This window comes from Kaistella soli (genome assembly GCF_019038595.1).
In the GTDB taxonomy this organism is placed as follows: Bacteria; Bacteroidota; Bacteroidia; order Flavobacteriales; family Weeksellaceae; genus Kaistella; species Kaistella soli.
The window spans coordinates 1-21692 of the sequence record NZ_JAHOPF010000004.1 but is presented as its reverse complement, the minus strand read 5'-3'; the positions used below and the strand labels follow the sequence as shown (position 1 = coordinate 21692).

Annotated in this window: 25 protein-coding genes and 1 pseudogene; 16 read left to right on the top strand and 10 right to left on the bottom strand. The window is 41.4% G+C overall.

Translation table 11 applies throughout. From position 1 onward, the window contains the following. Positions 1-8 precede the first annotated feature (8 nt). The 9 genes from KSK37_RS08220 to KSK37_RS08180 all read left to right on the top strand — a co-directional run bounded on the left by KSK37_RS08220 (position 9) and on the right by KSK37_RS08180 (position 10229). Complete coding sequence (locus tag KSK37_RS08220; RefSeq protein WP_217200764.1) at positions 9-1100, top strand: glycosyltransferase family 4 protein; 1092 nt, start codon at positions 9-11, stop codon at positions 1098-1100. A 118-nt stretch (positions 1101-1218) separates the two neighbouring features. Beyond that, entirely contained in the window at positions 1219-2322 is a 1104-nt protein-coding gene (locus tag KSK37_RS08215; protein ID WP_217200762.1) for a glycosyltransferase, read from the top strand. Next, entirely contained in the window at positions 2315-2866 is a 552-nt protein-coding gene (locus KSK37_RS08210; protein WP_217200761.1) for a serine acetyltransferase, read from the top strand. The genes KSK37_RS08215 and KSK37_RS08210 overlap by 8 nt, the downstream gene beginning before the upstream one ends. Then, the gene (locus KSK37_RS08205) at positions 2866-3984 is read left to right on the top strand and encodes an EpsG family protein (protein WP_217200759.1); all 1119 of its coding nucleotides are present in this window, start codon (positions 2866-2868) and stop codon (positions 3982-3984) included. The genes KSK37_RS08210 and KSK37_RS08205 overlap by 1 nt, the downstream gene beginning before the upstream one ends. A 194-nt stretch (positions 3985-4178) precedes the next feature. Next, a complete protein-coding gene (locus tag KSK37_RS08200) occupies positions 4179-5261 on the top strand; it encodes a glycosyltransferase family 4 protein (protein ID WP_217200757.1) in 1083 nt (360 codons plus the stop codon). Then, positions 5261-6382 carry a glycosyltransferase family 1 protein gene (locus KSK37_RS08195; protein ID WP_217200755.1) on the top strand — a complete coding sequence of 374 codons (1122 nt, stop codon included), beginning with the start codon at positions 5261-5263 and terminating at the stop codon, positions 6380-6382. Before KSK37_RS08200 ends, KSK37_RS08195 begins: the two co-directional genes overlap by 1 nt. A 42-nt stretch (positions 6383-6424) precedes the next feature. Continuing rightward, positions 6425-7570, top strand: coding sequence for an acyltransferase family protein (locus KSK37_RS08190; protein WP_217200752.1), 1146 nt, complete (start codon positions 6425-6427; stop codon positions 7568-7570). A 43-nt stretch (positions 7571-7613) separates the two neighbouring features. Next, positions 7614-8510 carry a glycosyltransferase family 2 protein gene (locus tag KSK37_RS08185; RefSeq protein WP_217200751.1) on the top strand — a complete coding sequence of 299 codons (897 nt, stop codon included), beginning with the start codon at positions 7614-7616 and terminating at the stop codon, positions 8508-8510. 495 nt (positions 8511-9005) lie between these two features. After that, positions 9006-10229 carry a glycosyltransferase family 4 protein gene (locus KSK37_RS08180; protein ID WP_217200749.1) on the top strand — a complete coding sequence of 408 codons (1224 nt, stop codon included), beginning with the start codon at positions 9006-9008 and terminating at the stop codon, positions 10227-10229. 97 nt (positions 10230-10326) lie between these two features. On the opposite strand, the gene KSK37_RS08175 is transcribed toward KSK37_RS08180, so the two are convergent. The 5 genes from KSK37_RS08175 to KSK37_RS08155 form a co-directional block, all read right to left on the bottom strand. After that, complete coding sequence (locus KSK37_RS08175; RefSeq protein WP_217200747.1) at positions 10327-10896, bottom strand: hypothetical protein; 570 nt, start codon at positions 10894-10896, stop codon at positions 10327-10329. A 91-nt stretch (positions 10897-10987) separates the two neighbouring features. Continuing rightward, positions 10988-11176 carry a hypothetical protein gene (locus KSK37_RS08170; RefSeq protein ID WP_217200745.1) on the bottom strand — a complete coding sequence of 63 codons (189 nt, stop codon included), beginning with the start codon at positions 11174-11176 and terminating at the stop codon, positions 10988-10990. After that, positions 11173-11391: a hypothetical protein gene (locus tag KSK37_RS08165; protein ID WP_217200743.1), complete on the bottom strand. Its 219-nt coding sequence runs from the start codon at positions 11389-11391 to the stop codon at positions 11173-11175. The genes KSK37_RS08170 and KSK37_RS08165 overlap by 4 nt, the downstream gene beginning before the upstream one ends. After that, positions 11388-11792, bottom strand: a complete 405-nt coding sequence (locus tag KSK37_RS08160) for a DUF5675 family protein (protein WP_217200741.1) — start codon at positions 11790-11792, stop codon at positions 11388-11390. The genes KSK37_RS08165 and KSK37_RS08160 overlap by 4 nt, the downstream gene beginning before the upstream one ends. A gap of 1 nt (position 11793) precedes the next feature. After that, positions 11794-12552, bottom strand: a complete 759-nt coding sequence (locus KSK37_RS08155; protein ID WP_217200739.1) for a hypothetical protein — start codon at positions 12550-12552, stop codon at positions 11794-11796. A 320-nt stretch (positions 12553-12872) separates the two neighbouring features. Between KSK37_RS08155 and KSK37_RS08150 the strand changes: the two genes are divergently transcribed. Continuing rightward, positions 12873-13283, top strand: a complete 411-nt coding sequence (locus KSK37_RS08150) for a transposase (protein ID WP_217200737.1) — start codon at positions 12873-12875, stop codon at positions 13281-13283. Then, positions 13280-14113, top strand: coding sequence for an IS3 family transposase (locus tag KSK37_RS08145; protein WP_217201315.1), 834 nt, complete (start codon positions 13280-13282; stop codon positions 14111-14113). The genes KSK37_RS08150 and KSK37_RS08145 overlap by 4 nt, the downstream gene beginning before the upstream one ends. A gap of 1024 nt (positions 14114-15137) precedes the next feature. Here KSK37_RS08145 and KSK37_RS08140 read toward each other — a convergent pair. Further along, positions 15138-16205 (bottom strand): FISUMP domain-containing protein, encoded by a 1068-nt coding sequence (locus KSK37_RS08140; RefSeq protein WP_217200735.1) that lies wholly within the window; start codon positions 16203-16205, stop codon positions 15138-15140. 73 nt (positions 16206-16278) lie between these two features. On the opposite strand from KSK37_RS08140, the gene KSK37_RS08135 reads away from it, so the two are divergent. Continuing rightward, positions 16279-16446, top strand: coding sequence for a hypothetical protein (locus tag KSK37_RS08135; RefSeq protein ID WP_217200733.1), 168 nt, complete (start codon positions 16279-16281; stop codon positions 16444-16446). A 245-nt stretch (positions 16447-16691) separates the two neighbouring features. Here KSK37_RS08135 and KSK37_RS08130 read toward each other — a convergent pair whose 3' ends face one another. The 4 genes from KSK37_RS08130 to KSK37_RS08115 all read right to left on the bottom strand — a co-directional run bounded on the left by KSK37_RS08130 (position 16692) and on the right by KSK37_RS08115 (position 18969). Then, a complete protein-coding gene (locus KSK37_RS08130; RefSeq protein WP_217200731.1) occupies positions 16692-16895 on the bottom strand; it encodes a hypothetical protein in 204 nt (67 codons plus the stop codon). 142 nt (positions 16896-17037) lie between these two features. Next, a complete protein-coding gene (locus tag KSK37_RS08125; protein WP_217200729.1) occupies positions 17038-17904 on the bottom strand; it encodes an RteC domain-containing protein in 867 nt (288 codons plus the stop codon). 339 nt (positions 17905-18243) lie between these two features. Then, positions 18244-18414 carry a hypothetical protein gene (locus KSK37_RS08120; RefSeq protein WP_217200727.1) on the bottom strand — a complete coding sequence of 57 codons (171 nt, stop codon included), beginning with the start codon at positions 18412-18414 and terminating at the stop codon, positions 18244-18246. Positions 18415-18549: 135 nt separating this feature from the next. After that, positions 18550-18969: a hypothetical protein gene (locus KSK37_RS08115; RefSeq protein WP_217200725.1), complete on the bottom strand. Its 420-nt coding sequence runs from the start codon at positions 18967-18969 to the stop codon at positions 18550-18552. Between the two features lie 323 nt (positions 18970-19292). Here KSK37_RS08115 and KSK37_RS08110 point away from each other — a divergent pair, with 323 nt between their 5' ends. From KSK37_RS08110 to KSK37_RS08100, 4 genes and pseudogenes are all read left to right on the top strand, one after another. Beyond that, complete coding sequence (locus KSK37_RS08110) at positions 19293-19691, top strand: hypothetical protein (RefSeq protein WP_217200723.1); 399 nt, start codon at positions 19293-19295, stop codon at positions 19689-19691. Positions 19692-19933: 242 nt separating this feature from the next. Beyond that, positions 19934-20056, top strand: a pseudogene (locus KSK37_RS14065) (integrase); the annotation flags it as partial. Positions 20057-20187: 131 nt separating this feature from the next. Continuing rightward, positions 20188-20907, top strand: a complete 720-nt coding sequence (locus tag KSK37_RS08105; protein ID WP_217200721.1) for a hypothetical protein — start codon at positions 20188-20190, stop codon at positions 20905-20907. Between the two features lie 174 nt (positions 20908-21081). Then, positions 21082-21546: a hypothetical protein gene (locus KSK37_RS08100; RefSeq protein ID WP_217200719.1), complete on the top strand. Its 465-nt coding sequence runs from the start codon at positions 21082-21084 to the stop codon at positions 21544-21546. The last annotated feature ends 146 nt before the right edge of the window (positions 21547-21692 follow it).

Sequence of the window (21692 nt, the reverse complement as noted above, 5' to 3'; positions counted from 1 at the left end):
CTCAGCCCATGAAACTACTCTACATCACTAATGGCATTACCGGTTCAGGCGGGCTCGAAAGGGTCTTGTCGGTAAAAGCTTCGCTTCTTGCAGAGGAATACGGGTATGAAGTGCATCTCCTCAGTCTGAACGAAGCAGGAAAATCCGCGTTTTTTAACTTTTCGGATCAGATCAGCAGGCATTCCGTTTCCGTAGAGGGCAATACTTTGCATTACCTGAGGCAATATGTGGGTGGGATCCGCCGAAAAGTAAAGGAAATTAAACCTGATGTGATTTCGGTTTGTGACGACGGGCTGAAAAGTTTTTTTCTGCCTAAAATCATTGGAAATAAGATTCCGGTTATTTATGAGAGGCATGTTTCACAGTTGATTGAGAATGGGAAAGGACAAAATGAATTGGAAAAATTGATGTCTTCCCTGAAGTTCCGAATGATGAATCGGTTAGCAAAATCATTTGACCGCTTCGTCGTGCTGACCGACGGAAATACAAAGGAATGGAATTTGAACAATTTGGTCGTAATCCCAAACCCTCTGCCTTTTTATCCTGAACAGGTTTCATCCCTTCACCGCAGAAAAGTCATTGCGGTAGGGAAGCAGAGCTATCAGAAGGCGTACGATCTCCTTTTAGAGTCCTGGAATCAACTTCCTGCGAAATTAAAAGACTGGGAATTGCATATCTTTGGAAAAAAAGAGGAATCGTTGCAATTGCCAGCATTGGCGCAAAAGATGGGTATTGCAGAGACTGTTTTTTTTCACTCCCCGGAGAAGAATATTGAAGCCAGGTTTCTGGAATCTTCAGTATTTGTCCTAAGCTCACGCTATGAAGGATTTGGCATGGTCATTATTGAAGCCATGGCATGCGGACTGCCGGTGGTGAGTTTCGACTGCCCGCATGGGCCTGCCGATATTATTACCGACGGCAAAGACGGTTTTCTGGCAGAAAACGGAAATACGGAGAAGTTGTCCGAACATCTGGCCACTTTAATGAACAGCGCAGAGTTAAGACAACGTTTGGGCACCGAAGGAAGAAAGACCGCACAAAATTACCGGCCGGAGGTAATTGTTCAACAGTGGAACTGTTTATTTAAATCTTTATTATAAAGAACAGAAAGTTTAAAATATACAGAACCTCAACCCTCATTCTCATTCTCATCCTTAACCTTAACCTCAACCTCAACCTCAACCTCAACCTCAACCTTAACCTTAACCTTAGCTTATAATGAAAATCTTCATCCTCATCGATCAGCTGCATTCCCATGGGGGTATTGAAAAACTGGTGGCCATGAAAGCGAACTACTGGACAGACACTTTTGGCTATGAGGTAAAAATAATCAGCACCGAGCAAAATAATTTACCTCCTGTGTACACGCTCTCTGAAGCTGTCCAATGGGCTGATTTGGACGTTAACTATAAAAGGGAACTGAGTTTTTTTCATCCCGAAAACCTGAAGAAGCTGTGGATTAATAAAAAACGGCTCTTACAGATCATCAAAAGGGAAAAGCCGGATTTTATCCTTGTGGCTTCTCATATCCCCATGACTTATCTTTTGCCGTTTTTAAAAACGGGCGTTCCCACCATCAAGGAGTTTCATTACTCAAAATTTTATCAGCAACGCTCTTTTAAGGAAAGAATTTTCGAGGCGGTAGAAAAGTATTATGACTATCTCGTGGTATTAAGTAAAGAGGAAAAGACATTCTACACTTCGCCGGATACAGTGGTCATCCCCAACCCGGTCATCCCCACGAAACAGGCAGTAAAGCCCATTTCGGAAAGGAAAAATATTGCAGTTGCGGCATTGCGTTTTGCACCGGTGAAACAGATTGAAAAGATGGTAGAAGCATGGGAAATTTTTCACCTTCAAAATCCATCCTGGGAGCTCCATCTCTTTGGGGAAACCGGAAATGAGTATTTTGAGGTCATACAGGAAATGGTGGGCAGAAGAAAATTAAGCCGCACTGTTCTGTTCAAGGGTCAGAGTGATGATATTCAGCGAGACTTTGCTGCAAGCAAAGTGCTGCTCATGACTTCGGGTCAGGAATGTTTTCCTATGGTCATTCTGGAAGCCCAGTCTTGCGGTGTTCCAGTCGTTTCATTTGACTCACCCACGGGTCCCCGGAATATTATTAATCATGGAAAAAATGGGGTGCTGTTAGAACTTAATAATGTACACGCGTTTGCTCAAGCTTTACATGAACTGGTAAATAACCCCGAAAGCCTGATCGAAATGTCAGAGGCAGCTATTCAGAATGCGCAGGAATATAATATTGACAGCGTGATGGATATTTGGAAAAACACTATTTTTGAAAAAAAAATAAATGCTTAGGTTTTTATCCCTGATTATTTTCGCTCCCCATGTATTGCTTTATCTGCTTTCGGCACAGCGTAAGGTGATCCTGTTAGATTTGTACGCCCGTGCTCCGGTAGTGCAAACTTCCCACTTGGGCCAACTTCTGGATTTATCTTTTGCCCTGATGAACAGTAAATATTTCAGAACCCTTTTTTATTTCCGGGTGGGAGGATTCTTTTCAAAAGTCTTGCGGGTATTTTACCCGCGCAGTGAAACTTTTATTATTGATATCCATTCCAAGATAGGAGCCGGTCTGAAATTGGCGCATCCCTATGCGACTATTATCAATGCACAGTCGGTGGGCGAAAATTGCTATATCAACCATCTGGTAACAGTAGGTGAAAAAAACGGCAGGAGACCAGTCATTGGCAATAACGTTGAACTGCATGCCAACTGCACGGTCCTTGGGGGGATAAATATCGGCGACAGTGCGGTGATAGGAGCAGGTGCGGTAGTGGTAAAAGATGTACCGGCATATGCGGTGGCGGTCGGAAACCCAGCAAGATTAATATTGAAGTAATGTTTGATTTTATACCGGCATCTCTTTACACTCTTATTTACTACCATTTTTTACTGGCAGTTATGGTAATGCTTGCTGTAGTGCTTATTTCTTCGTCCTCATTACAGGATGCCAATGTGAAAACATTGTCCCAGACAATGGGGTTGGCACTAGTGGTACTCATGATCGCATATATAGGGATGCGACCAGTCAACTTCAGATTTGGCGATATGGTTATTTACAATCAGGGCTATGCGCATCTTCAGGGGGGGGGCACTATGGATATTACTAAGGATTATCTGTTTAATTATTTCATGATTTTTTGCGCAAAAATTATGCCTGCCAGCATGTTTTTTCTTCTAATAGATGTGATCTACGTCATCCCGTGTTATCTGTTTTCGAAAAAATATTTTGGTCATTATTGGCTGTATGCTTTTTTTCTTTTTATTGCCAGTTTTTCATTTTGGTCCTATGGGACTAACGGACTGCGTAATGGGATGGCCACGGCAGTTTTTATTTGGGGACTTATTTATTACCATGACCGCAAATGGCTGATGTATCTTTTATTTACGGTGAGCATTGGACTGCACAGTTCGCTGATCATTCCCGTAGCCGCTTTTTTTGCTGCGGGTGTCATTAAAAATCCTAAAATGTTTTTTTACATCTGGCTTCTGTGTATTCCGTTATCCATTGCCGGAGGAGGGTTCTGGACCAACCTCTTCGGAAGTATTGGCCTGGGGGGTGATACGCGGGCGGCAGATTACCTGAATGCTGATGCGGTTTCGGATTTGGCAAAAAGTGAAGGAACTACGTTTTCTTCCACCGGCTTCCGTTGGGATTTTGTTTTGTATTCCGCTTCAGCGGTATTTGCCGGCTGGTATTTTATACTGAAAAAGAAGCTGACAGATCAGTTTTATATTCGCCTTTGGGGAACCTTTATGATTGCCAATGCTTTCTGGATTCTGGTGATCCGTGCAGCGTTCAGTAACCGATTCGCGTACCTGTCCTGGTTCCTGATGGCCCCGGTGATTATTTATCCTTTTGTGAAATACCGTTTTTCGGCGACCCAGAACCGCAGCTTAGCCTATGTGATTGCTGCTTATTATTTATTCACTTATTTTATGTTTTTAAAAGGATGATTATCAATAAAGTAAATTTGTACCATCGTCCAGTCGATTTGGGAGGGATGGCCAAACTGGTTTCGGACCTATATAATCTTGGTGATTCCATTGATTGCCCGCCATCATAAGTTATTAGAAATAGCACTATTTCAAATGAATTTTCCTCATGGATATTATAAAAAAAAGTATATATTTTATTTTGAAATCGTAACATGAAAGTCTTACAAATTATAGACAGTCTTCCAACTGGAGGTGCCCGCTTTCTTGTGAATGCCGTGCCGGCTTTTAATGCTCTCGGACTAAAGACCGATGTGCTTTTACTGGACGGTTCCGAAACTGACTTTCTCAAAGATTTGCAACAGAACTCTGAAGGTGAAATCTTCTCTTTAACCAACGGAAACAGGTGGGATATCCGAAATGTTTTAAGAATAATTCCCTATTTTGAAAATTATGATATTATCCATGTACACATGTTCCCCGCTTCTTACTTTGTGGCGGTTGCGAAATTCATTTCTGGCTCAGCAGTTCCTGTCATCTTCACGGAACACAATTCCCAAAACAGACGTGCTGCGCATTTTTTATTCAAGTACGTTGAAAAGTGGGTGTATAGAAGGTTTGTGAAAATTGTTTGCTTAACCAGTCAAGTGCAGAATTTTGTACTGAGAAACCTTAAGGTGAATAAAAGCAACTTGCCGATCATCGAAAATGGAATTAATCTTATAGATATCCGATCTGCTCTGCCTGCACCAAGAGAAGGATTTGGTTATAATGCGGATGATATTTTGATTTTGATGCCTGCAAGAATGGAAGCGCAGAAAGACCATGAAACCGTGATTAAAGTAATGAACCTGCTGCCGGATAATTATATTCTTATTCTGGCCGGTGACGGAAGTAAAAGGGCAGCGTTAGAAAGCATGGGACATGATTTAGCTGTAAACAGTAGGATTAATTTTCTTGGAAACAGAAAAGATATCTTTGAACTGATGAAAATGAGCGATATCATTGTATTAAGTTCTCATTTTGAAGGTCTATCTTTGGCAGCATTGGAAGCCATGGCTTCCGGACGTCCTTTTGTTGCTTCTAATGTAGAAGGTCTGGATTTTATTAAAGGTGCAGGTCTTCTTTTTGAAAGAGGAAATGTAAAAGAACTTGCTGACGTCATTTTAAGTTTGATGTCTGATAAAGAGCTGTACAGAAACACTGTTACGTCCTGCATGAAAAAAGCAGATGATTATGATGTAGAGAAAATGGTAAAGAATTACATACAGCTATATGAATCGCTTTATATAAAATAATGAAAATAAAAGTTTTGCATGTTCTTACGGTTCTAAATCGTGGTGGTTTAGAAACCATGCTGATAAATTATTTCAGAAATTCCGACAGGGCTAAATTCGAATACCATTTTCTAGTTCACCGTAACAATGGAATGTATGAAAAAGAAATTTTAGAAAATGGAGGTTTTATCCATAGAATGCCGCCGCTTTCCTTTTCTGTATCAGGCTTCAGTAAATACCTAAGAAAGCTGGATGAATTTTTTGGTAAAAACAGGTTCGACATCTTACATGTTCACAATAACTCATTTGGATATTACCCATTGAAGTTCGGAAAAAAACATGGCATACCAGTCCGGATTATGCATAGTCATATCAGTTCACTTCGTGATGACTGGAAAAAAGTAATTTTTGGTAAATATTTAAACACAAAAATCCCCAATGTTGCTAATGTACTTTTTGCCTGTGGACTTGACGCCGGTAAGTGGATGTATGGCAATAAAGAATTTTCAGTAATCCCCAATGCGATAAATAGTGATGATTTCGCATTTAATTCTGAAAAAAGAGTGGCTATACGAAAAAAACTTTTTATTAAAGATGGACTTGCGGTAATGAATGTTGCGAGATTTCAGCCTCAGAAAAACCATTTTTTTTTATTAGAAATAATAGCAGAGCTTAACAAAATTCAAGCTCACATACATCTGTTTCTAGTTGGTGAAGGGGATTTAAAGGTGGAGATAGAGGCAAAAGTAAAGAAGCTTGGGATTGAAGATAAAGTGACGTTTCTTGGTTCCCGTTCCGATGTGCATGAACTCCTTCAGGCCATGGATGTGTTCCTTTTTCCTTCCCTGTTTGAAGGCCTTCCTGTTTCACTGGTGGAAGCGCAGGCTTCCGGAATTCACTGTGTGATTTCAGATGGCATTCCTGGGGAAGCTGTTTTGGTGCCTGAAAATGTCACCGTGATTCCCCTCCGGAAAACCGCTGAGGAATGGGCCCAACAAATCCTGGCACTTGACGTTTCCGGAAGAAAAGACGTCACTGAAATCATCATAGAAAAAGGATATGATATTAAAGACAATGCACGGAAACTTGAAACTAAATACTTTGACCTGCTTAAAAACACTCAGTTTTTCTCTGCCTTCTAAAATTATTGTTGGAAAATTTGAATAACAATACAATTTATTATAATGACTCCTGAAGCTAATAAAAATGTAATTTTTCTACCGGGGCTAAACGGCCTCAGAACCTTGGCAGCATGTGGAGTTATGATTTCTCATATTTCAATAGCACTAAGCAAATTAAATCTTAAATATGCCTTGTTCGGCTTTGAAAATGGTAAGCCCAGGGGGTGGGTACTGGGAGAGCATGGAGTAACGATGTTTTTTGTGTTAAGCGGTTTCCTGATTACGTACTTGCTTTTGATGGAAAAAAAGAAGTATCAACATGTAAAAATTAAAGAATTCTATATGCGCAGGATGTTGCGGATATGGCCATTGTATTATGTCTATCTACTAATCTGCCTTTTGATTTCAGGTTTTCTATATCATGCAAATCCAGTTAATGCTATGGTACCATTTTATGTTTTTTTTCTGGCCAACATTCCATTTATTTTACAACGTGCGCTATTATTCCTCGATCATTTTTGGTCTATTGGCGTAGAGGAACAATTCTATCTGTTCTGGCCCTGGTTTTTCAAACTCAGTGAGAAAAAGATAGCGATTACAGCAGCTTCCATCATCGTGCTTCTTTCCGTATTACGAATAATACTGTGGTATATAATGCCTTTTAGTATTCCGGCCCTGTTTTCTGTAGTAAATCGATTTGACTGTATGTTATTCGGAGCTTTGGGAGCTATATTTTACTTCAACAGGGAAAAATATTTTATGAGAATAGTGGATAACCCATATATGCAGACCGCCGCACTGATGATTCTTTTTTCGATGGTTATAAATAGGTTTTGGTTTATAAACAGCATTATTGAGATCTTTATTGTTGAAGCAATGACTCTTGTAATTATTGTAGGTCAAATCAATATCAAACACCGTATAATTAATTTTGATAATCGGATGATGGATTATCTGGGTAAATTATCTTATGGAATCTATGTCATCCATGTTTTGGTTTTAAATTTAATTATTACACAGATTCCCTGGCATACTATAACTAACCAAGTAGCGTTAGTTGCTATTATATATCTATTAGTCATTTCTTCGACAGTTTTTTTGGCTCACCTCAGCTATCATTTTCTTGAAAAACCTTTCTTGAAGTTGAAATTGAAATTTACCAGAATAAAATCCAGTGGAACAAACACATTTGATACTTTAAATAAATGATTATTTTTGCGCATTACTTATTTATAGCCTACAAAATTAATTTTTGAAAACCCTGACTGTTTTTACCCCCGCTTATAACCGTGCCCACCTGCTGCCACGGCTCTATGAAAGCCTGAAAAACCAGACCTGTCACGATTTTGTCTGGCTGGTGGTGGATGACGGATCGGTGGATGATACCGCCGAAGTCGTCGCTGCTTTTCAGCAGGAGGATGCAGTGCAGATTGAATATATCCACCAGAACAACCAAGGCATGCATGGCGCTCACAATACCGCGTATGAAAACATCAGTACGGAACTCAATACCTGTATCGATTCTGACGATTTTATGCCTCTGAACGCCGTGGAGCTGATTATTGAGAAATGGAAGACGGTAAAAGACAAAGAACGGTATGCCGGCATTGCAGGACTCGATGCTGATCTTCAGGACAATCTGATCGGCACCCCATTTACAGTAACTGCTACAACACTCGAGAATTTTTATCTGCAGGGAGGAAAGGGAGACAAAAAACTCGTGTACCGAACCGAAGTGATGCGCAGGTACCCACCGTATCCGCTTTTTAAAGGGGAGAAATATGTGGGTCTCGGTTACAAATATCTGCTGGCTGACCAGGATTTTGAACTCGTCACCTTAAACGAAATTCTAGTCCTCGTCGACTATCAGGAGGGTGGATCGTCGAACAATATGTTCCGTCAGTATTATAAAAATCCTAAAGGGTTTGCCTTCATCAGAAAACAGGGAATGCTGCTCTCAAAATCCCCAAAGAGAAGATGGATGGATGCGGTGCATTATGTGGCAAGCAGCATCAGGGCGAAAAACCCCGGGTTTATTGCGGAATCTCCAAAAAAACTCATGACCGTTGCAGCGGTTCTGCCCGGCCTGGCCCTGTACCTTCTCACCGAATTTAAAAACAGGAAAAAACCGGTTTCTAATGAGTTGTAGAGAACATGGAGGCTTTATAAAAAGCTTTTTTTATGCAGGGGGAGCATACTTTTAGAGATCCCTCCTTACGTCGGGATGACAGCGATTGTCAAAAAAAGGACAACTGTCATTCAGAACGCAGCGTTAGCATCATCGAAGTGAAAACGAATGTTTTACTGAAGATGACGAACATAGTTCAGAAGAATCTTCAACGGAGAGATCCCTCCTTACGTCGGCAACCTTTGTCAATTGGTACAAAGCAGCTATTTGTCATTGACTCCGCCGAATCTTCGGTTTCAGAACACCGGTTAATGGCCTCCGAATGTATAATTTTTTCATATAATAAAAATCCTTTGCGGAAATCCGTAAAAAAATGATAAATTTGCCGTCAAATAAATGATGATTTGTTCAGATGAATGCGAAAAATATTTTGAGTAAGGGTGCGGTACCGTGCCTGAACAGCGTGCTTTTATGCATCCTGAACTGCCAGTTCTTACCCGACATGATCCTTAGCTTATGAAACTCTTCCGCATCGCCACGGTGCCCATCTCCCTCAATATTCTGCTGAACGGCCAGCTCCGCTTTCTGAACAGGTATTTTGAGGTCACTGCAGTGTCGGGATCCGGCACTGATCTCGAATCTGTAGCAGACCGCGAAGGGGTGAAGACCCACTCGCTCCGCATCAAGAGGAAGATTTCAATTATTGAAGATATCGTTTCGCTCTTTAAGCTCTATTTCTATTTCCGGAAAGAGAAACCCCTGATCATCCATTCGATTACTCCCAAAGCCGGACTTCTTTCCATGATTGCAGGGAAGTGGGCCGGAGTGCCTATCCGGATGCACACCTTCACCGGACTCATCTTTCCTTACCGGACCGGCCTTCTCAGAATCGTCCTCATCCGTATGGACCGCGTGCTCTGCCGTTATGCCACCCACGTCTACCCTGAAGGGAACGGCGTAAAGGAAGATCTGATCCGTTACGCGATCACCCAAAAAAAACTTAAAGTCATGGCAGACGGCAATGTGAACGGAATTGACACCGAATATTTCAGCAGAGGAGCCATCAGTGATAACACAAAAAAAAGTTTGCGGGACGAACTTGGGATTTCGGAGGATGATTTTGTATTTATCTTTGTCGGAAGACTCGTGAAAGATAAAGGCATCAATGAACTGGTGGCCGCGTTTAGAAATGTTTTGGCGGGTACGAAAGGAAAGGGAGAAGGTGTTTTTCCGGAGGGCAAGGCGGGTATTAAACTCCTGCTCGTAGGTCCGCTCGAACCGAAACAGGACAAACTTTTAAAGTCTACGCTTTCAGAAATGAAAGTCAATACCAATATTATTCTCGCAGGATTTCAGCCAGACGTCAGGCCTTACTTCGCAATAAGCGATGCGTTGGCCTTTCCAAGTTACCGGGAAGGTTTCCCGAATGTCGTACTTCAGGCCGGAGCCATGGAACTTCCTGCCATCGTCACCGACATCAGCGGATGCAACGAAATTATCAGTCACGGCCACAACGGGCTCTGCGTTCCGGCAAAGAACATTCCTGAATTGGAGAAAACGATGCTTCAGCTGCTAAGAGATACGGAGCAGTTCTCACAGATGCAACAGGCAGCCCGGCCCTTAATTGAAAGCCGCTACCGGCAGGCTTTGGTCTGGAAAGCACTGCTGGAAGAGTACCACGCGAATGTGGCGGCGCTGTCACCGGAGCCGGAGCCTGCCGCAGTAAATAACGTGGTTTGAGACAAGGCTTAGCGGGCTAAGCCCTTCCGCCAAAAAAATAAAGTGGAAACCGTTCCACTTTATTGCATAGCACTTCTTTTCTCCAAAATTTAGAATCTCAGCTCAGGAATTCCTGTCCTTTTTTTTGTTTGATAGGAACTGCCTTCAGGAAATGATGACCGTACAGGAACAGTAAATCGGTGTATCCTTTTCTGACTTGATATTCTGTTTCGACGGTATAGGTGTTTTTTCTGATACAGTGCGCTTCGGCTATGGCGATTTTTTTTCGCCGGAAGTCTCCTGTTTCGAAATTGATCTGTAAGATGATGAGGTACAGATCGGTTTTCGTTCCCCTGACCGTGAATTTTATTTCCGTGTTATCTCTTACTGCATTTTCTAAGACAGGGCTTTTAGAATTGTCGGTATGAAGGTCGGCTCCTGTTGGTTTTGGTGTTTTTAAAGGCTGGAATTCTTTTTCCATGGCGTTTACAAGATGGTTCATAGAATGGAGTGCATTTCTTACCTGTAAGGCCTCAATACCCGGAAGGAGTATTTTGGGGAGTTCTTTTGATTTCGTCTGGTTTGTTTTTGCTTTTTCAGCGCGGAAGAATTGTTGGCCGTTGACCATGTAGAAAACGAGTCCGTCTATTGTTCCTGTAAAGTTGGTAATACCTGTGATTTTTGCCATTTTTTTTTAGGTTAAGGTTGAGGTTTAGGTTAAGGTTTAGGTATTTTTTTTAATAAAAGCCTCCCCGGAGGGAGGCTGGTTCCGTTTGGTGTTATTTGAATTTCTTTCTGAAACGGATCAGGAGAAATTTGACGGCGAGGGTGAAGAGGTAACTCGAGATTCCTCCGAGGCCTGCCAAAACGATGGTTTTGAGGACTTCCCCGCTTTCAATCTGCATCATGACAATCAGTGCCATGCCACTGAAAGCCCCGATGCGCTGGGAACTGTCGAAGTACATCATGGCTGTCCTTCGCTGTTTACCGCAGTCTGGCTGATGGCACTTGCAATGGCGCCCGCAATGGCCAGATAGCCTGCTGCCGTGATGAGCACCGCCGGCAGGGTAACCGGTGCTGTGAGTACCGCTCCGCTTATGGCGGTGAGCAGCAGGCCCGCATTTCTGATCTTGCGGAAGAACCGCGGCGTAGGTTCCTGCACTCTCTGAATGATGTTTTTCATGACTCAGCGTTTTTGATGGTTAATGTTATTACGTGGCCATTATCCATCAGCGGATAGAGGCGGTCTTTCATCTTTTCCAAAGCTGCCCGCGAGGAGCTGCCTTTTCCTTCACCGGTATGCTGCAGCACCGGCGCTATACATCCTCTGAGTTCCTTCCCGGCATCATTGGCTGCATGGAAGAGAATGTACTTCCTGTCTTTCACGTCCATCACCTCGAAGTGTTCTTTGAACCTGGGGCTCAGACGCCTCCGCAATCTGTACTTGCCTTCCGGAATGCAGGAGACCCGCGGCCGATTGTCCTGCCAGGGAAGTTCTACAGTTTTACAGAGCTCGATTCCGTTGAAGCGCAGGATCCCGTTTGTTCCCTTCGGCCTGTAGGTTCTGATCAGCTGAAGTTCCATGTTAAGGCGTTCCGGAGACGTTAACAATCTTAAGGGCATTGTACACGCCGTTCTTAAGCTCGTAAAAAGTGCCGTTGACTTCCTGATAGAAGTTGATCCCGAAAACCAGGAACAGCGGATTGACCGAATTTTCCGGCAGGTTGTTATTGAGCTGCAGGGCCGTGGTCATTACCGTGTCAATAGGCTGCACAGGTGTCGCATTCTTTTCCGAAACAAATGTTCCGTTTTCAAAATTGATGTCCATTGCTGCGCTAACAATTTTGTAATGTGTGCTTCCGGCGGGTGCTCCCAACTCTTCTGTAGGAATAAACGGTTCCACCTCTACCACCGCATCACCGGTCACCCGATCTATTGTTGCGGTAAATGGGGCTGAAATAGAATGTTCCAGTTTACCGTGGATGTTGAAGTCGAATCCGAGCAGCAATTCGGCTTCCCCATCGATGACATTTCTCTGACCCCGTGGGTTCACCGCATCCATCTGAATGACTTTCACCATTTCTTTGGTGAGTCTGCTCACCATTCTGCGGTCTGCGGAGTTTCTCAGCAAGTTCTGGATTGATGCCCGCAGTACTTTTCCTGCTTTCCCGGCTCTTCCGAACTCTGCCATGTTTTCGCGGGTTCTCTGGTAGCGTGGATCGTTCTGCAGGCGTTCCGCAGTGATTCCTCCTTTTTCTCTGGCCATGTAGCCGTCTTTGGTACGGTAGAAGGTAATGTCTCCCATGGTACCTTTCAGTTTGATAAGTCCTTTCTGTCTTGCCATTTTTTTAAGTTTTAAAAATTAATTAATCAGATGTTGAGGTACACCCGTTAAAACCTGTTGTGATCACGGGACAAAATTTGGCAATAAAATCAGAGAAAGCAAGTGTTCATGCCGGTTTCGACCGTTTTTGCCGATAAAGGCAGTTATTGTCGAAAAGGACGTTTTCTGCCGATTCTGCCGAAAACGACAGGATGTGCCGATTTCTATTTTAATGCTATCTCATGCTTTATCGTGGGGGAGGAGTGGGGGAGGAGTGGGGGATGACTGAGGGGAGATGGTGTCCGTCCCTGATATAGGTTGACATAAATAAGTCAACAAATATGAAAGCAAACATTAAGAAACTGCAGAAGCATCGGGTTTTCAGTGAGGAATTTAAGAGGGAGATTGTCTCTCTATTTGAGAGTGGAAAATTCAGTGTATTACAGCTTGAAAAACTTTATGGAGTTTCGGACTCTGCTATTTACCGATGGATCTATAAATTTTCTACCTTTAACGAGAAAGGAATCAGAGTTGTAGAAATGAAAGAAAGCAGTGTACATAAGCTAAAAGAACTGGAGCATAAGATTAAAGAGCTTGAGCAAGCCGTCGGTCAAAAGCAGATTATGATCGATTATCTGGAAAAAATGATTGATATAGCTAAGGAAGATTTGGACATTGACATAAAAAAAAATTACGGCAACCAACGCTCTGCTGGTTCAGACAACATTCCGAAGAAAAAGAATTCTCCCTGAATGCTCTATATCGGACAGTAGGGATCAGCAGGCAGGCGGTGCAACAATATGAGTATCGACAGAATATTTTTGATGAAAAAGTACGTGCTCTAATGTTGGAAGCCCACGAACTACGGAATGAGCACCCAGGATGCGGAGTAGAGAAAATGTATTATGCCTTAAAGCCGGAATTCATGGGCAGAGACCGCTTCATAGAACTTTTTATGGAATTGGGCTTCAGGCTGGAGCACAAGAAGAATTACCGCAAAACGACCCATTCCGTCGCTTGTGAATATCCCAATCTTATCAAAGGTATGGAGGTAAATGCACCTAACACCATCTGGCAGTCGGATATTACGTATATTTACGTTAACGATAGGTTTTATTACGCAGTTTTCATCACTGATGTATACACGAAAAAGATTACAGGATACAAAATATCCAATAATATGAGGGCAACCGCGAATGTAGAAGCCTTGAAAATGGCGGTAAGAGACCATTGTTTTCCTAAAATCCATCACTCGGACAGAGGAGGGCAATACATTTATAAAGAATATGTCAAGTTGCTGAAAGAAGGGTCTACTCAAATAAGCATGGCCTTGTCAGCACAGGATAATGCATATGCAGAGCGGATAAACAAGACCATAAAAGAAGAATATCTGGATCGATGGAAACCCATGAACTTTGAACAGTTGAAGAAATTTACGAAGCGAGCGGTTGATCAATATAATAACCGCCGACCACACAATAACCTTGGCCGGTTATCGCCTGTAGAATTTGAAAGAAGATGGCAGGAAAAGGGATTTTCATCCCAACCTATTATCACCATCTATGATAATAATGAGCCGTAAAAAAAAGAGGTTACCCAATGTGGAAAGCTATTAAAATATGGATAAATTTAGAAATGATTGCAATTAAAATTTACCCACATTTTAACAGCCACATTCAACAACGACCATGAAAATAATTATATAAAAACAAGTCAACACTATTCAGGGATTGGCACTGGATGTGGGCAGCAAAGAAGTCAAGACCGGATATTTGCCTCGTCCTTATTTATATTTTTATTGGAATCGGCGAACCTCCTTCGTTGGTTTGGCTCATCCTTATCGATGTTTTTTTGAATCGGCGATAGGCTTTGGCAGATTGCTAAATTGTTTCTTTTACTTTTTGTCTTAACACAAAAAGTAACAAAAAAGTCAAGACTGGATCTTTTTGCTAAAAATTAATATTTCTTCTAAGAAAATTCCTAAACTTGCGCGGAAAGAAATGTTTTCGCTTCGACTGTAAGTGGTTGCCGCGCTTCGGACAAAAGGAATTTTTAGGTATTGCTACTTGAGAGATTAGGATGGGAAGAAATATCAATTTTTCTTTACGCAAAAATCTCCTAGGTCGTTTGGTTTTTTAGAGATCAGGGAATTGATGGGTTTTGCAAAGAAGGTGGCTTCGAGAGCCTCAGCCACCCGGGAGCTGGCGTTGCAGAGCCGCCAGAGAACAAGGAGGTGAAAGGGATCAATTGAGGATGAGTTCGCGGATGGATTCGTAGGGGATTCCCATGTAGGTGCAGAATTCGTGTACGGTGAGGAACTGGTGTTCGGGTTTGTTGAGGGAAGTTTTGATTTTCAGGATCAGGTCGCGGCTGTAGCGTTTTTTTTAACGTGGGTACTTTGCTGTTGGGAACCTTGTCAAGGTTTTAAACCTTGACAAGGATAACAAAGAGGTGGCTTCGACAGGCTCAGCCACCAGGGAATTTCAGATAAGGAACTGTAAATATAATTGATAAAAAACCCCGCATTATGCGGGGTTTAATTTTACCTGGCGCCTATTCCTGTAATAGAAATATACTGCTTTCCTGTCGGATGCGCGACGGAGTATTCAGTCTTTTACAATTCTTACTGCACAGCCTGTGGTTTTAGAGTAATCTGTAATCCGGGGTTCGCTGTACTTGTTGAAGTCCAAATACCACGCAAAATCTTCGTTTTTAGGAGTTCTTGACCACCAAATCGGGATTCTTGCAGAATACAAGAATGACTTTCCTCCTCCATACTCGTCCCCGCTGGCACTTCCGTTGAACAGGAGGTTTAAGCCGGAAGAGTTGTTGCCGTTTCCGTACACAAAATTGTACTGGTCTTTGGTATCCCAACCTGTAGTTGCTCTCATTTTCACTCCTGCTGCCTGTGCTCCTCCCAATGCCGAAATCATTTCTTCAAATTCAGCTTTGCTCGGAACATGCCATCCTTTCGGTGCAAGACCTCTGGGATCGACCACTGCATAATAATTATAAAGCTTTCCGAATGTTTTCTCATTGGCGCTGTCGAAATTCAGATAGCAATATGCGGGGATTTTTTCGACGCTGGCTTTTTCCCATTCTTTTTGATTTGAAGCATAAAAAACGGGTTCGCCATTTCGGAAGTTGCTAACATTTAGGTTTTTATTCATCCATATTTGGCTGCCAATAGTAACGGGAGCTTCAATTTCTGCCGAAGCATTGTAAATTTCTTTTAAAGTTCCGGTATTTGCCGAGTTACAGCTCCAGACAAAATTAGATGCGGGATTACCGCCGCTTCTTTTAAGACATTCTGCGGTTGCAATCGCATCCGCTTCTTCTTTGGTTTTTGCCACTCCCCATCCGAAGGCGGTTCCAACACTTCCGTCAATAGTCCTGTATGCGGCACATCCTGCGCCTGAATAGGTCAGAACCACCGAACAGTTCCCCCCTTTTTGGATACATTCATCCACCGCTTTTTTTTCGGCTGCTGCGCGGGTAGGGAAATCGAAGGCGTATCCATAATAATACCCGTTACTTCTGTCTACCGCCAGTGCTCCAAATTTGGAAGCGGAGGTTTTAGCGACGGGTGTGGATTTTTTCAGCGGCTGTTTCTTTTGTGCAAACAAGGAGAATGACACCGCAATGAGTGTTAAGACAAGAATTGATTTTTTCATACTGTTTAGTTTATTTTGTAATGTTAAATTAATAAAAAAAACGGGAAGGTGAATTTTTTTTTCAGTTTAAAAAGTGACTAATGGGTTGAGCGAGAGGATGGAAGATGGGCGGGTGGTGGCTTCGGGAGCCTCAGCCACCGGGAACGAGAGGCTCAGCTACCGGTGGACGAAAGTTTCACAAACCGGAGAAAGAGCAGGTGGAAGGAATCAGTTGAGGATGAGTTCGCGGATGGATTCGTAGGGGATTCCCATGTAGGTGCAGAATTCGTAGACGGTGAGGAACTGGTGTTCGGGTTTGTTGAGGGAAGTTTTGATTTTCAGGATCAGGTCTCGGCTGTAGCGTGTTTTTTAATGTGGGTACTTTCCTGTCGGGAACCTTGTCAAGGTTTTAAACCTTGACAAGGATAACAGAGAGGTGGCTTTGAGAGCCTCAGCCACCGGGGAATTGGGACTTCAGGCACCGGGGAACGAGAGGGTGTAAGGGGTTCAGTTGAGGATGAGTTCGCGGATGGATTCGTATGGGATTCCCATGTAGGTGCAGAATTCCTGTACGGTGAGGAACTGGTGTTCGGGTTTGTTGAGGGAGGTTTTGATTTTCAGGATCAGGTCGCGGCTGTAGCGTTCGCTTTTTCCGGTGATGAGCTGGACGTCTTTGGGGTAGATGCAGATTCTTGTGAGGCGGGGTTTCATCGTTTTGTTTCTTTACTGAACAAAGTTTGGTAAGTCTAATGAAACTTTTTCGGTAGTATGGATTTTTTGTTATTCACATTTGGTTTATGGTCAGCGGATCCGCTAAACCGGATGACCTGTCCCGATCGTGTCATCGGAGTTTTCATGCTGAAGGAGGAAGTACACCGTCGTCTTTTTCAATATAGGCGGTGAGGTTGTCGCTCAGCTGCTTTAAGAATTTTGTGGGGTTTGATTTTCTGGTTTTGATTTCCGCCATGGTGTTGTGGTAGTTTCCAAGTTCTACACTGAACGCTTCCTCAAACCATTTCACCGTTTCGGCAAGGGAGGTATTTCCCCCGTTGAAACAGTTGGTATGATGGAGGGCAAATACCAGTTCGGTGAGTCCGACCTTCGAGGCGGTCCACCGGAAATTCTGTTTAGGAACTGTTTCATCAAAAGTGCCTTCTTTCAGTCTGGCAATCTGAGCGGTCAGGAAAACTTCATATTCATCGTGGGCAATCATTTTAGAAACCAAATGGTCGTGAGAGGTGGAAAATCTTTCATCATAGCTGTGGATATCTACTGCGAGTTTCACATCAAGGTCGTATTTGAAGCGAAGGAAATATTTAAAGTCCATATAGGTGGCGTTCCGCCTGCAGTAACTGATGAACTCGCTGTGCTCGAGGGAGAAATATCTGAGGTATTCGAGTTCAGCCTCATATATTCCTTTCTTTAGTTTGCTCCCGGAATGGGGCAGCGAAGAGAGGAGGGTAATTACTTTGGAGTAGTAAATAAACTTGGCAATGAATTTCGGTTTCAGTTTTTTGAAAAAAGTAATTTCGCTTTCCCAGCAGTCGAAATCGTGGGTAATGACCCAGGACTTCAGGGTGCGGATTGCATCGTCGGTTTCCGCCAGCGCATACTGCGCATATTCCAACGTATTCTTTTTTTCTAATTTAAGGTCATTAATTTTCTGTTTCAGTTCTGCCCAAAGGCTGTAAGTCTTTTCAGTGAGTAATTTTGATTCCATAGGCATTATGAACAAGCAGCTACAACTTGTTTAAGTGATCATTTATTTTTTTTTGTCCGGAGCATTATGAAGTCTACAGGCCGCAAATTATGGACTTCAAAAAACTGTTTTGAAAAGTGCTGTCCACCAGCAGACCCCCGCTGCGCAAAGTCTCCTGACTTTGAGCCCATCCGTAAAGTCTGACTTCGTCGAATCTTCGATTTCCCGACTTTAAGCAATTTAAAAATCCTCCGCTGCCGGCCCCAATATTTTAAATATCATTAAACATCCTAAACACTTCTATATCATCCAAAAGCCCTTTTTCTCTCTGCTGCGCAAAGTCAGGAGACTTTGAGCAATTTAAAAATCCTCCTCTTCATCATTATTGGATTTCCAGAACTCATTCCTGCCCCAAACATCAATGACAGGGTTATCTGCGATTTCAATGTCGGTGAGTCCCTTCCCAAAAGAATAATTTGAAGCGGAAGAATACAGGTATTGATTTCCTTTTTCCACAATTCCGGCACGCACGGGGTGGTGTAATAGTCCTGGATTTTATACTGTAGGTGCAAAGTCAGAGCTTTACAAGCGTGCGCAAAGTCAGGAGACTTTGCGCAGCGGGGACTTTTTTATCCACAAGCTTTTAATTTAGGAGTTTTAACCTGCCTAAAGTTGTTTTATGAATTGGCCGTTATTATCGAATGAACCACTATAAAAAGATTCCACTGTTCCTTTGTCTGCTACTACTGACGTATAGCGAACACGAATAGTCCATGAATCTTCGTGCTTGGCAGCCATAACATGAATGATTCTGAAAGTGCTAGGCGTTGTCGAAATCATTTTTGCTTTCAAGACAGCGTTATTAATCATTTGATCAAATTTACTGTAATCAAATTCGCTGGCAGTTTTATAATCCCCGTAAACCCATAAATTTGTATTTACTTCTTCACCTTGTCCGTATTTCAGGATGATATTCTTTTTAATATTAAATCCTCCCACCGTGTTCTGTACCAGTTCTGATTTAGTAAAATACTGTCCGAAGGCTACAGATGATATAAGCAATAAAAGAAAGGAAAGATTTTTCATGTCAAACTAATTTTTTGGAGAGCGATTACTTCTGCCTTAAATTCAAGAGTGTGTAAATATAGAAAGAATTCTGAAGAGCCAAAGGAAGAATCAAAAGTAAAGAATTTCTACAAATTATTTTATCCTTTACCTGTTGATTAAATCAGTCAGATCAGGCGAATTTTCACAAATAATTATGGTTCTTTTCGGATCTTTTTTATGAGCACCGATTATGAAAAATATTTTTATATTTACGATAACATTCCATAATTATAGTTGACTTGCAGTCCCGACTTTATAGAAGCGAATTGTTAAAATAACTATTAATCTTAAAATTTTGTATAATGAAACAAATCCTATTTTTGGTCATTCTTGCTTTTTCTACCTTTTTATCTGCTCAGACAAATGATTGGAAATTTGTTGGCAAAGATGAAGATCAAATGTCATATTATTATAAAATAAATGCCAACGGTACCGGTTCCATCAAAAAATATTCAACAGAAAAAAAAATTATTGCCTATGTCGGAGGGGAAAACAAGTATTTACCCGGGTATTATGTGGAGACCTATAAATTTGATTGTGCTAACAGGAAGATTAATTTGCTTCAAACTTTTGCATATAGCGATAAGGATAAGATGTTAGAGGAAATTACATCAACCTCAAAGGACGATCTTTTGCTAAAACAAGGTGATGCCGATACAATATACGGTGCTTTCCTAAAGGCATTCTGTACAAATTGGTAAATGATATACTCAAAAAAGCGAAAAGCAAAAATCTGTAATCTAACGTTTCCTTTACTCTTATTCATATTATTACATTTATTTTCTGTTTTTTACAATTTAAGGAATTAAATTTTATAGATAACAATGTCGGTCACACACGAGGTGGTGTAATAGTCCTAGATTTTATATTGTGGGTGCAAAGTCAGCGACTTTACAAGCGTGCTCAAAGTCAGGAGACTTTGCGCAGCGGTGGGCAGCGGGGGGGGACAGACCTGCGCTATATTCAGGAGCTATTGGGACATAACAGCAGCACAACTACAGAAATCTATACGGATGTGAGCACAAAAAATCTGCAGCATATAAAGAGTCCTTTTGATGATTTATAAAGAAAAAAAATATATCTTAGAGGACAGAAATAATGTCTCACGACTTTCAGACCAATCCCTACAAAACATGTTGTATTTGTCTGACAAAGCAGGACATATATACAAGTTACCTGCAAGCTTAGACAACGACAATGGACAACAAAATCACAACATACTCAGCACTATTCAACTTGGTTGACATTGACACAATAGAACCTAAGCAAAAAGACATTGCAAAATTGTTTTTAAATGCAATGAACGATTGGCCAACATACAATCAAAAAGAAATTTCTGACTTTATAAAAGAACTCAAGGACTATTTTGGTAATCCTTTGACGATTGAGAAAATTTCAGCAAAAAAGTTTAACGGACAGAATGCTTGGCAAATTGAAGCAGGAAGTTCCATTGCTGACTTAATTAACATTTCAACAAAGTTTTACAACGAATCAGACTTTGACAAAATCGTTGAAAACTTTTTAAATCATTACAGCACATTTAAACAATCGAGCAACGGACAAGAAACAAATATTGACCAAGACTTTTGCCAGTTTTTAGAATATGAAATTTGCAAAGCATTTGAGCATTCAGACAATGACCAAATCAAAGGCTTTTGGTGTGACGGAATTTTATTGGACCAACCTGACAGTTCTTATTCCCCAAAATATGTAAATGACAATAGACAAGTAAAATTGAAAGCATTTATCGGCAAAGACGGACAAGATGAATATGAATTGATTTTGAAATTTGGAAATAAAGCATTAAGCAGATACGCAAGAAATTTGGACATTAAAAAATGTGTGCCAAGCCCAGACAAACAAAACTGGTTTAACATTGACACTGAACGAAATAAAATTGAGATACAACTTGACTAACGAAAGAAAGCCAGCAGGTAACAGGCGTTTGGCTCAATGGCGGGTGACGTGGTTAATTGAATATTCTGCCTCGCATCAACTTTTGTGGTGTATTGACAGTTTGGTGCTCCGAAATCCGCCACTGCGCCAAGCGCCAAAACGTTATCTGCAATCGTCCAAAAACTCGCACATAAATTGAAAATTAGAAAAATCATAGGAGTTTTTATCTTGTTTTGTATAATATCTTGTACAAAAACTGAAAAGTTTGATTTGCCTGAAAATCAAGAAGAAGTAATAACAATGAATTCACTTTCTGGAGATTATGATTCAATTACAAAGCGTGTTAAAAAATTTGGAGATGAAGATGCATATTCAGAATTATTTTACAGCTTTAAAGATTCAAATTTTGTTGAACGGACAGATTCTCTAATGATTTATTCAAAAATTATGGCTGAAGAGTTCAGAAATGAAAATGCTTACATTGACTATCTCGATGCAATAACTGAAAAATTTGGAGTTGAGAAAGATATTGGAAATTATTCGACAATAAATCTGAAAAACCTTAAACCAAGTGATAAAAAACAAGTTCTTGATTGGTTAAAATTAATGGTGCAAAGGAAAATAATAACACAAAATCAATATGATTCAATTAAAAAATAATGCGACTGCAGATAACAAAGGTAACCGTTGCACAACCTCAAATTTCAGCGTCAAGTTCTGAAAACTCAATAAAAAACAACCTCTTTTAAAGCGATTTAAAGGAGGTTTTGTTTTTAGCGGTGAAAGTTTTTCGGATTTTCGGATGG